This is a genomic window from Streptomyces sp. NPDC059371, assembly GCF_042751995.1.
Classification (GTDB): Bacteria; Actinomycetota; Actinomycetes; order Streptomycetales; family Streptomycetaceae; genus Streptomyces.
In genome coordinates this window covers 1-11,080 of record NZ_JBHYXD010000163.1, presented here as the reverse complement: position 1 = coordinate 11,080, position 11,080 = coordinate 1, and the positions used below count along the sequence as shown (strand labels likewise).

At 70.0% G+C, this 11,080-nt stretch carries 10 protein-coding genes; 7 read left to right on the top strand and 3 right to left on the bottom strand.

Annotated features, from left to right (window positions below):
• Positions 1 to 193: 193 nt before the first annotated feature.
• Positions 194 to 1,978 (top strand): DEAD/DEAH box helicase, encoded by a 1,785-nt coding sequence (locus ACFXGX_RS41935; protein WP_384803350.1) that lies wholly within the window; start codon positions 194 to 196, stop codon positions 1,976 to 1,978.
• A 242-nt stretch (positions 1,979 to 2,220) separates the two neighbouring features.
• Here ACFXGX_RS41935 and ACFXGX_RS41930 read toward each other — a convergent pair whose 3' ends face one another.
• Both ACFXGX_RS41930 and ACFXGX_RS41925 read right to left on the bottom strand, forming a co-directional pair.
• Entirely contained in the window at positions 2,221 to 2,973 is a 753-nt protein-coding gene (locus tag ACFXGX_RS41930; protein ID WP_384803347.1) for a DUF2625 family protein, read from the bottom strand.
• A gap of 38 nt (positions 2,974 to 3,011) precedes the next feature.
• A complete protein-coding gene (locus ACFXGX_RS41925) occupies positions 3,012 to 3,404 on the bottom strand; it encodes a hypothetical protein (protein ID WP_384803344.1) in 393 nt (130 codons plus the stop codon).
• 110 nt (positions 3,405 to 3,514) lie between these two features.
• On the opposite strand from ACFXGX_RS41925, the gene ACFXGX_RS41920 reads away from it, so the two are divergent.
• The 5 genes from ACFXGX_RS41920 (at position 3,515) to ACFXGX_RS41900 (ending at position 8,710) form a co-directional block, all read left to right on the top strand.
• Complete coding sequence (locus ACFXGX_RS41920; protein ID WP_384803342.1) at positions 3,515 to 3,859, top strand: hypothetical protein; 345 nt, start codon at positions 3,515 to 3,517, stop codon at positions 3,857 to 3,859.
• A gap of 240 nt (positions 3,860 to 4,099) precedes the next feature.
• Positions 4,100 to 5,368 (top strand): Ig-like domain-containing protein, encoded by a 1,269-nt coding sequence (locus ACFXGX_RS41915; RefSeq protein WP_384803339.1) that lies wholly within the window; start codon positions 4,100 to 4,102, stop codon positions 5,366 to 5,368.
• A 291-nt stretch (positions 5,369 to 5,659) separates the two neighbouring features.
• Positions 5,660 to 7,120: an ABC transporter permease gene (locus ACFXGX_RS41910; protein WP_384803336.1), complete on the top strand. Its 1,461-nt coding sequence runs from the start codon at positions 5,660 to 5,662 to the stop codon at positions 7,118 to 7,120.
• Between the two features lie 41 nt (positions 7,121 to 7,161).
• Positions 7,162 to 7,845: an ABC transporter ATP-binding protein gene (locus ACFXGX_RS41905; RefSeq protein ID WP_384803333.1), complete on the top strand. Its 684-nt coding sequence runs from the start codon at positions 7,162 to 7,164 to the stop codon at positions 7,843 to 7,845.
• Positions 7,846 to 7,939: 94 nt separating this feature from the next.
• Positions 7,940 to 8,710, top strand: coding sequence for a group II truncated hemoglobin (locus ACFXGX_RS41900; protein WP_384803330.1), 771 nt, complete (start codon positions 7,940 to 7,942; stop codon positions 8,708 to 8,710).
• 174 nt (positions 8,711 to 8,884) lie between these two features.
• On the opposite strand, the gene ACFXGX_RS41895 is transcribed toward ACFXGX_RS41900, so the two are convergent.
• Positions 8,885 to 9,799, bottom strand: a complete 915-nt coding sequence (locus ACFXGX_RS41895; protein ID WP_384803327.1) for a helix-turn-helix domain-containing protein — start codon at positions 9,797 to 9,799, stop codon at positions 8,885 to 8,887.
• A gap of 175 nt (positions 9,800 to 9,974) precedes the next feature.
• Here ACFXGX_RS41895 and ACFXGX_RS41890 point away from each other — a divergent pair, with 175 nt between their 5' ends.
• A complete protein-coding gene (locus ACFXGX_RS41890) occupies positions 9,975 to 11,018 on the top strand; it encodes an NAD(P)-dependent alcohol dehydrogenase (RefSeq protein ID WP_384803324.1) in 1,044 nt (347 codons plus the stop codon).
• The last annotated feature ends 62 nt before the right edge of the window (positions 11,019 to 11,080 follow it).

The window sequence follows — 11,080 nt, the reverse complement described above, 5'->3', positions numbered from 1 at the left end:
CACCTTCGAGGTCACGCAGGGCCAGAAGGGCCTGCAGGCGGAGAACATCGTTCCCGCCTAGTTCGAAAGCGCTTGTCCCGAGCGGGGTCCCGCCCCTTCGGGTGCGGGACCCGGCTCAGCGCTGTGACAGCTCATGCAGTCGGTGAGCGCTGTGTGTGCAGTCCGTGGGCCCAGGAAGGAAACCAGATCCAGCATGACTCGATCCGAACGTCCCGTCCGTAAGCGGCCGGCGAACGCACGTGCCGCACAGTCCGGCGGCTCCGCGAAGAGCGCGGGCCGGGGAGCCGGCCGCGCCGGCGCCCGCAAGGTCGCGCCTCCGCAGGAGTTCTCCCTGCCCGAGACGATCACGCCGGCACTGCCCGCGGTCGAGTCCTTCGACGCGCTGGACATGCCCGCCGCCCTGACGAAGACCCTCACGGCCCAGGGCGTCACCGAGCCCTTCCCCATCCAGGGCGCCACCCTGCCCAACTCCCTCGCCGGGCGCGACGTGCTCGGCCGGGGACGCACCGGCTCCGGCAAGACGCTCGCCTTCGGGCTCGCGCTCCTGGCCCGCACCGCCGGCCGCCGCGCCGAGCCGCGTCACCCGCTCGCGCTCGTCCTCGTCCCCACGCGCGAACTCGCCCAGCAGGTCGACGACGCGCTGACGCCGTACGCCACCGCCGTCAACCTGCGCGTGGTCACGGCCGTGGGCGGGATGTCGATCGGCCGCCAGGCCGGCACGCTGCGCCGCGGCGCCGAGGTGCTCGTGGCCACGCCGGGCCGGCTCAAGGACCTCATCGAGCGCGGCGACTGCGCCCTCGGCCAGGTCGCGATCACCGTGCTGGACGAGGCCGACCAGATGGCCGACATGGGCTTCATGCCGCAGGTCACCGCGCTGCTCAAGCAGGTCGAACCGGGCGGCCAGCGGCTGCTCTTCTCGGCCACGCTCGACAAGAACATCGACCGGCTCGTCAAGATGTTCCTCACCGACCCCGTGGTGCACTCCGTCGACCCGTCCGCGAGCGCGGTGACGACCATGGAGCACCACGTGCTGCACGTCGCCGACGAGACCGACAAGAAGGCGGTCGCGCTGCGGATCGCCGCCCGCGACGGCCGGGTGATCCTCTTCGTCGACACCAAGCGCGGCGCCGACCGCTTCACCAAGCGACTGCTCGCCAGCGGTGTCCGGGCCTCCGCCCTGCACGGCGGGCGCAGCCAGCCGCAGCGCAACCGCACCCTCGACCAGTTCAAGAACGGTCAGGTCACCGCGCTCGTGGCCACCAACGTGGCGGCCCGCGGCATCCACATCGACGACCTCGACCTCGTGGTCAACGTCGACCCGCCGACCGACCACAAGGACTACGTCCACCGCGGCGGCCGCACCGCCCGCGCCGGAGAGTCCGGCAGCGTCGTCACCCTGGTGCTCCCCGAGCAGAAGCGTGAGATGACGCGGCTGATGGCGGACGCGGGCATCACGCCGCGCACCGCCCGCGTGAAGTCCAGCGACGAGGAACTCGCCCGTCTCACCGGCGCCCGCGAGCCTTCCGGTGTCCCGGTCGTCATCGAGGTCCCGCAGCCGGTCGAGCAGCCGAAGGCGCGGCCCAAGACGCGGCGTGCCACCGGTGGCGGCGCCCGGCGCCCGGCGGTCGCCGACAGCGACACGTCCGGACGCGGGAGCGCCGGTTCGGACGGCCAGGCCCGCCGCCGGCGCGGCGGACGTCCGGGCACGGACGCCGGCGCCGCGACGGGCGGCACGCCCGCCGGACGCCGCACGGGCACCGGCGCGAACCGTCGCACGGAAGCGGGAGGAGCGGCCGCGGGCCGTCGTACCGAGGCCGGTGGCGGCGCGGGCCGTCGTACGGACGCCGGTGGCGGCGCGGGCCGTCGTGGCGAGGTCGGTGGCGGCGCGGGTGCGGGTCGCTCCGGCGGCCGCGGGCGTGCTCCGCAGCGCGGCGGTCAGAACGGCGGCCAGGGCGCCGGCGGCCGCAGGGCCGCTTGATCTATCCTGTCCTGTCCTGTCCTGTCCTGACCTAGTCTGACCTGACCAGACCTGGTCTGACCTGGTCTGGTATGAACCGGTCTGACCTGACTGACCGGATCGGTTCGGCTTCGCCGTGGCCCCGTAACTCCCTGGCATGTGCCTCGGGTTGCGGGGCCGCCGTGTGAGCTGCCCGGTCTCGGGGGGCGGGAGACCGGTTCTCGCGGCGGCCGGAGCCGTGACCGGGCCCGTGTCGCGGGGGTTCAGACGTCGCCGAGGAAACCCGGGTCCACCCCGTCCAGCTTCAGGGCGAAATCCCGGTGCAGGCTGAGGAGTTCGGCCAGCGGCACCGCTCGGCGGCTGGTCGACATGAGGTCGCGCCGCGCCTCCGCCGACCACAGGAACGGCACCACGGACAGCCCCTGGATGCCCGTGAGGGCGCCGGACTCGGCCCGCCAGCCGGGCCAGCGCAGCGTGTCGTAGAAATGGTCCGTGCCCTCGTGCAGGAGCCACTGGAGCCATGCCCCGTGGCCCACTTCGAGCGACTCCCACTTCAGCGAGTCCGGCGCGAAGTACACGACCTCGCCGGGATGACCTGGACGCCCCACCGACTCGGGGTCGGGGCCGTTGAGGACGAACACCCCGCCCAGCACGTCGTGGCCGACGACGAGCCCGCCGTCCTGCGGGCGCCAGTCCGGATCGAAGTATTCGGGGAATCCGTTGACTTCGGCCAGCGAGGGCAGGTCCGTCGTGCCGCCCGGCAGCCCCGTGGAGGAGTCCTCGACCGGACTGCCGTAGATCCGCAGCCATCCGCTGTCCAGCACCACACCACCGCAGTTGAGCACCATCCCGCCCAGCCACGACCGTGCCGTGACCTGGAGTTGGAGCAGGCTCGCGCGGCCCAGGTCCAGGTCCACGGGGGGAACCTCCATGGACACCCCGCTGGCGGCGAGCACCTTGGACAGCAGCGGCCAGGCCGGTTCCTCGACGTCGGTCAGCTCGCTCAGCTTTCGCATGGCTTCCCTGTGGGTTGTCCGGAACGCGGTCGGTGCGCTCAGTAGGCAATCATGCGCTCTCGGCGCACGGAATACGCCACGAATCCGGCGCCCAGACCGAGGAAGAGCGTGCCGCCGACGAGATACGGCGTGGTGTCCACGGCGCCCGTGTCCGCGAGCCGGGTCCCGTTGTCACCGGACTGCGCGCGCGGCCCGTTGCCGTCGGAGAGTGCGTTCGGCCCGTTGTCGTCGGAGACCGTACGGGCCCCGCTGTCGCCCGAATCGGTGGACATTCGCGTCGTCGCGGTGACGGTCGGTGCCGCGGACGCCGACGTCGTCGCGCTCGGTGACGGTACGTCCTGGGTCGCGTTGGCGGACGGGACGAACCACAGGGCACCCAGGAGGGTCCCCGCTGCGGTGGCGGTCAGCAACGATCGACGTGCGGCGGACACGAAATATCGATCCCCTTGTGGCGCTTGCGAATTGGCCGTGCGGGCCGATGCTAATGAAAGGCGTGGGTCGTGGGAAAGTCGCGCACGCCAGGAGCCGTACGCTCCCTCCCATGAGTACCCCTGAGACTTCACAATTTGTCCGGCTTCGTGTCGAACTCGTGCTGGAGATCGGCGACGCCGACGCCGTCACCCGGGCCGCACTGGGCCGGATCAGCGATGATGCGGACATGCCGGCCGAGGAAAGGGCGCACGCCGAGGGTGCAGTGACGGAAGACACTGCGGAAGCCCTGGCTTATCTCGTCGACCCGTTCGACCTGGTCAGCGAGGTGCCCGGAGTGGAACTCGCGCAGGCGTCGTGGAGCAGTGAGCCCGTTGACTACGATCCTGATTCGCCGGATTGGGACATCGACGAGGATGATGCCGAAGAGGACGACGAGGAAGACGTGCGCGGCTGACGCGGTCCGGGGGGCGTGACCCCGGCCGGCGACCGCCGTCCGGGGCTTCTTGCCCCCGGCGCGGCACGGGCCGCCTCCGTGTCTCCCGGCAGCGACCCTCCGTACCGTTTCGGTCCTTGTGGCCGGATGCGGCGCACGTGGCGTGAGCCACACTTCCGAGGGAAGTGGAACGGGAGTAACCGGTTGCGGCGTTCTTAGTAGTTACGGGACTGCCGTAGTCCTTTTCGGGAATCGGCGACGATGGAGAAGCGTGTGATGACGATCAGTAAGCGGCGCAAGCGTCTTGTGGCGGCGTCCGCACTGCTCGGCGGGGTGCTGGTGCTCTCTGCGTGCAGCGGAGGCGACGACAAGGCCGGCGCGTCGGACGGCGGCGACTCCACGTCGCAGGCCAAGGTCGACGAGGCCGCGGCCAAGAAGACGTCCGAGGCCCTGATCAAGATCACGCCCAAGGACGGCTCCGACAACGCCTCGATCAACAACGGCACCGCCGTCACGGTCAGCAAGGGCACGCTCAAGTCCGTCACGATGAAGACCGCGTCCGGCACCGCCGTCGCCGGTCAGATATCGCCGGACAAGAAGAGCTGGAAGCCGCTGAACCGCCTCGACCGCGCCACCACGTACAAGATCGCAGCCGAGGCCGCCGACTCCGAGGGCCGCACGGCCCACGAGAACGCGTCGTTCACCACGGTCTCCCCCACCAACAGCTTCATCGGCAACTTCACGCCCGAGGACGGTTCCACCGTCGGTGTCGGCATGCCGGTCTCGATCAACTTCGACAAGGCGATCACCGACAAGGCCGCGGTGCAGAAGGGGATCACCGTCACCTCCAGCAGCGGCCAGGAGGTCGTCGGGCACTGGTTCAACGCCAACCGCCTGGACTTCCGCCCGGAGGACTACTGGACGGGCGGCTCCACCGTCACCCTCAAGCTGAACCTCGACGGGGTCCAGGGCGCGAGCGGTGTCTACGGCGTGCAGCAGAAGACGGTCACCTTCAAGATCGGCCGCAACCAGGTCTCCATCGTCGACGCCAAGACCAAGACGATGCAGGTCACCCAGGACGGCAAGGTCGTCAAGACCATCCCGATCTCCGCGGGTGCTCCGGACCACACCACGTACCAGGGCCAGATGGTGATCTCCCAGAAGTTCAAGGAGACCCGGATGGACGGCTCGACCGTCGGCTTCACGAACGACGACGGCAAGGGCGAGTACGACATCAAGGACGTGCCGCACGCGATGCGTCTGTCGAACTCCGGCACCTTCATCCACGGCAACTACTGGGGCGCGAAGTCCATCTTCGGCTCCGTCAACACCAGCCACGGCTGTGTCGGCCTGTCCGACACCAAGGGTGCCAACGACGCCAACACGCCGGCCGCGTGGTTCTTCAACCACTCGCTGATCGGTGACGTCGTGGTCGTCAAGAACACCGGCGACAAGACCATCGCCCCGGACAACGGCCTCAACGGCTGGAACCTGGACTGGGCGGCCTGGAAGGCCGGTTCGGCCGCCTGATCCCGAGGCGCGGGAGCCCGGCCGAGGCCGAGCCCCGTCCGGCGGACCGGCCGAGGCCGGGCGCGAGCGAGTGAACACCGATGCGGCGGTGGCCCCCACGGGCCGCCGCCGCATCGGCGTCTCCCGCACCGGTGTTCACGCGCATCGGCGTCTCGCGCATCGGTGTTCACGCGCATCGGCGTCTCCCGCACCGGTGTCTCCCAAAGATTTCTGGGCCCGGCCACAGCCTTCTCATGGTTCTCTTATTTCGGCCTTATTCCTTCATCACGCGCCGTAACTAGCTTGCGGCGCATGTTCTTCACCTACCTGAGGCGCGAACTGCGCCGCCGCAGAAAGGCGGCCCTCGTCGTCGCCTCCGGGCTCGCCCTGGGCATAGCCCTGGTCATCGTGGTCAGTTCCGTGTCCTCGGGCATGGAGAAGGCCCAGGGCAAGGTCCTGCAGTCCCTGTACGGGCTCGGGACCGACATGACGGTCACCAAGGCCGCCGCCGCCCAGAGCACCAGCGACCGCCCCCGCTTCAACTTCGACGCGAACGACAGCGATTCCGACAAGGATCAGAGCAGCGACCGCGTCATGGTCCAGGGCTTCCAGACCCTGGCCTCCTCGACCGTCTCCAAGGTCGACGCGCAGCAGGGCGTCGCGGACTCCGTCGGCGGCCTGAGCCTCCAGGTCGTCCGCATCAACGGCCAGTTCACCCGCGGCCAGTTCAAGCAGGACCCGAACAGCGGCGGCGGCAGCCGGCAGGGCGGCCCCGGGGCCCAGCAGTCCCCGCAGGGCCGTGTCGAGGGCGGCGGCGCCAACTTCGACGTCAACAACTACACGGTCTACGGCACCGACGTCACCAAGCCGGCCCTCGGCCCCCTGACCTCGTCGAAGATCACCAGTGGTCGTACGTTCAAGACCTCCGAGACGAACGCCAAGGTCGTCGTCGCGGACAAGTCGTACGCCAAGGAGAAGAAGCTCAAGCTCGGTGGCACCGTCACCGTCAAGAGCGTCAAGTACAAGATCATCGGTATCGCGACGCCCGACAGCGGCGACGCGGCGGCCAACCTCTACATTCCGCTCCAGCAGGCGCAGACGCTCAGCGACTCCAAGAACAAGGTCACGACGATCTACGTCAAGGCCTCGGACTCGCAGCAGATCGCCGGCGTGAAGAGCACCATCCAGAAGAACATCTCGGGTACGACGGTCACCACCTCCGCCGACCTCGCGGACACGGTCTCCGGCTCCCTGTCCACCGCCTCCAACCTCGCCTCGAACGTCGGCAAGTGGCTGTCGATCGCGGTGCTCGTGGCCGCGTTCCTGGTCGCCGGTCTGCTCACCTCCTCCGCCGTCTCCCGCCGTGTGCGTGAGTTCGGCACCCTCAAGGCGCTCGGCTGGACGTCGAGCCGCGTGACCCGCCAGGTGGTCGGCGAGGCCATCGTCAACGGTCTGGTCGGCGGCGTCCTCGGCATCGCCCTCGGCCTCGCGGGCGCCTACGTCGTCACCGAGATCAGCCCCAACCTCCAGGCCCAGGTGGCGAGTGCGGGCCGTGGCGGAGGCGGCGGCGGTTTCGGTGGCGGCGGCTTCGGCGGCCCGGCGCGGGAGAGCGCCTCCAAGGCCCTCGACGTCGCGCTCACCGCGCCCGTCAGCGTCAACACCATCGTCATCGCGGTGGGCCTGGCCGTGGCCGGTGGCCTGATCGCCGGAGCCTTCGGCGGCTGGCGCGCCTCCCGGCTGCGTCCCGCCGACGCCCTGCGCCGCGTCGAATAAGCCCCGCCCCTCACGTACTTACGTATCCCAGGAGTAACACCATGTACGAACTCAGAGGCGTCATCAAGCGCTATGTGCGGGGCAAGGAATCGATCAACGCGCTCGCCGGGATCGACCTGACGATCGGCGACGGCGACCGGCTCGTCATCCAGGGCCCCACCGGCGGCGGCAAGTCCACCCTGCTCCAGATGCTCGGCGGGCTCGACCGTCCCACCGAGGGCAGCGTCGAACTCGACGGCGTCGACATGGCGAAGCTGTCCGAGGCGAAGCTCACCAAGGTGCGCAGCGAGAACATCGGCTTCGTGTTCCAGAGCTTCAACCTGATCCCCACGCTCACCGCCCAGGAGAACGTCGAGACCGCGCTCGTACCGCTGCGGGTCAAGGCGAAGGAACGGCGGGAGCGGGCCGCCGCGGCCCTGGAGTCCGTGGGGCTCGCCGAGCGCCTCGGGCATCTGCCCGCCGAGCTCTCGGGCGGTCAGCAGCAGCGCGTGGCGATCGCCCGCGCCCTGGTCAAGCAGCCCAAGGTACTGCTCGCCGACGAGCCCACCGGCAACCTCGACGAGAGCATGCGCGACGAGATCATGGAGGTGCTCGAAGCCATGTGGAAGGAGCACGGCCTGACCTTCATCATGGTCACGCACGACTCCGCGATCGCGAAGAAGGCCCCGCGCGTCGCGACGATCCGCAAGGGCAAGATCACCGTCAAGGAGAACGCGGCACTGTAGTGGCGGCGCGCACGCGCCCCGCAGGAATGAGCCCGCAGCGAAAGGGCCACCGGAAACAGAGCTTCCGGTGGCCCTTCCGTGTTTGTGTGGAGACATGACCGTCTCGACAGTCGAATACATCCGGTACCGCATTCCCGAGGAGCAGTCGGCCGCGTTCCTGGCCGCCTACACCCGTGCCGCCGTCCAGCTCGCGGCCGCCCCGCAGTGCGTCGACTACGAACTCGCCCGCTGCGAGGAGGACTTCGAGCACTTCGTCCTGAGGATCACCTGGACCTCGACCAAGGACCACATCGAGGGCTTCCGCGCCTCCGAGCTCTTCCCGGACTTCCTCGCCGAGATCCGCCCGTACATCGGCAGCATCGAGGAGATGCGCCACTACAAACCGACCTCCGTGCGCGGCCAGGGCGCCTCCGTGCCCACGCTCTACGCCTGGGCGGGCGGCGCCGAGGCCTTCGCCCGTCTCACCGAGGCGTTCTACGGCAAGGTCCTCAAGGACGACCTCCTCGCGCCGCTGTTCGCGGGCCTCGCGCCCGAACACGCCGCCCACGTGGCCCTCTGGCTCGGCGAGGTCTTCGGCGGACCGCCGGGGTACTCCGAGGCCCAGGGCGGCCACGGTCACATGGTCGCCAAGCACCTGGGCAAGGGCATCACGGAGGTCCAGCGCCGCCGCTGGGTGAACCTCCTCCAGGACGCCGCCGACGACGCGGGACTCCCCACCGACGCCGAGTTCCGCTCGGCCTTCCTCGCCTACGCCGAGTGGGGCACGAGGCTGGCCGTGTACTTCTCCGGCCCGGACGCGACACCGCCGGCGGAGCAGCCCGTACCGAAGTGGACCTGGGGAGCCGCGCCGCCGTACCAGCCCTGAGCCGGATGCACCCACGTACGGTGCCCGCCGTACCGGCCGTGAGCCGGGTTCATCCGCGTTCGGTGTCGCCGTACCGGCCCTGAGCCGGATGCACCCGCGTACGGTGCCGCCGTCCGGCCGTGAGCCGTGCTCGCCGCCGTACGCGCCGCTCCGCCCGGCCCCGACCGGGTTCCGTCAGTGGGGTGAGGACGCGCCCGCGCGGGTCGCGTCCGTCCCCCACGACGCGAGCAGCCGCAGCGCCTGAGCCGAGCTCGACCCCGGCTCCGCGTGATACGTGACCAGCGCCAGCTCGGAGTCACCGACCAGCCGGAACGACTCGAACTGCAACGCGAGGTCGCCCACCAGCGGATGCCGCAGCAGCTTCACCCCGTGGCTCTTCTCCTTCACGTCGTGCGTCGCCCACAGCCGCCGGAAGTCCTCGCTCTTCACGGACAGCTCCCCGACCAGCGCGGCCAGCCGCGGATCGTCCGGATGGCAGCCGGCGTCCATGCGCAGCAGACAGACGATGTCGATCGCCTTCTGCTCCCACTCCACGAAAAGATCCCGGTACTCGGGCCGCAGAAAGACCATCCGCGCCCAGTTCCGCTCCTGCGGCGGCAGCTCCGACCAGTCTCCGAAGACGGCCGCCGCCATCCGGTTCCACACGAGCACGTCGGAGCGCCGTCCGGTGATGTACGCGGGGACGCCGTCGAGGGTGTCGAGAAGCTGACGCAGGGAGCCGCGCACCTGCTGCGGCCGCGCCGCCTGCCGCTTCTTGTGCTGCTTGGGCTTCGCGAGGTGCGTGAGGTGGTTGTGCTCGGCATCCGTCAGCCGCAGCGCCTTCGCGATGGCGTCCAGCACCTCCGCCGACACATTGCGTCCGTGCCCCTGCTCCAGGCGCGTGTAGTACGCGACGGACACCCCGGCGAGCTGGGCCAGCTCCTCACGGCGCAGTCCGGGCACCCGGCGGTGCCGCCCGAAGTCGGGCATCCCGACGTCCTCCGGCTTCAGCCGGGCACGGCGGCTGCGCAGGAACTCGCTCAGCTCGGCACGCCGGTCGAGGGGGAGGGCCGCTTCCCCGGCGGGCTCTGCGGAGGGCTGTTCATCCATGCCTCCAGTATCAACCGGTCGTACGCCGCCGAGCCTGACCCCGCCAGTGGTAGGACCAGCGAACGTACGCAGAACCGTGGTCTGGGTGAGCCGTGCGGGATCGGGCAGGCTTGACGCCGTGCCCGGCGCGAGACAGCCGGGCACGGACCACCCCCCTCCCGAGGAGAACTCCGGCATGACCACTGTCGTTGCGTACGCCGCGCCCGCCGCCAAGGCTCCGCTGGAGCGCACCACCATCGAGCGCCGCGCGGTCAGGGAGCACGACGTCCTGATCGACATCAAGTTCGCCGGCATCTGCCACTCCGACATCCACCAGGCCCGCGAGGGCTGGGGCAAGGCCGCCTTCCCCATGGTGCCGGGCCACGAGATCGCCGGCATCGTCGCCGAGGTCGGCTCCGGCGTCACCAAGTTCAAGGTCGGCGACCGCGTGGGCGTCGGCTGCCTCGTCGACTCCTGCCGCGAGTGCGACAACTGCCGGGCCGGTCTGGAGCAGTACTGCACCGGCGGCGGCGTCGGCACGTACAACGCCGTCGGCAAGGACGGTGAGCCCACCTACGGCGGCTACTCCCAGAAGATCGTCGTCGACGAGAACTACACCCTGCGCATCCCCGACGGCATCTCCCTGGACGTCGCCGCGCCGCTGCTCTGCGCCGGCATCACCACGTACTCCCCGCTCAAGCACTGGAACGCCGGCCCCGGCAAGAAGGTCGCCATCCTCGGCATGGGAGGTCTCGGCCACATGGGCGTCAAGATCGCCCACGCGCTCGGCGCCGAGGTCACGGTCCTCTCCCAGTCGCTGCGCAAGAAGGACGACGGCCTGAAGCTCGGCGCCGACCACTACCACGCCACCAGCGACCCGGAGACCTTCAAGGCGCTGCGCGGCACGTTCGATCTCATCCTGTCCACCGTCTCCGCCCCGCTGGACCTGGACGCCTACCTCGCCCTGCTGCGTACGGACGGCGCCTTCGTGAACGTGGGCGCGCCCGAGGAGCCGGTCCGGCTCAACCTGTTCTCGGTGATCGGCGGCCGCAAGACCCTCGCGGGCTCCGGCATAGGCGGCATCCAGGAGACCCAGGAGATGCTGGACTTCTGCGCCACGCACGGCTTCGGCGCCGAGATCGAACTGATCGACGCGTCCGAGATCAACGAGGCGTACGAGCGGGTCCTGGCGAGCGACGTGCGCTACCGCTTCGTGATCGACACGGCCACGATCCGGTAGTCCCGGCCGATCCGGGGGCGGGGCGGGGGAGACAGTGGATGACTGACGCGAGGTGTGAGGGT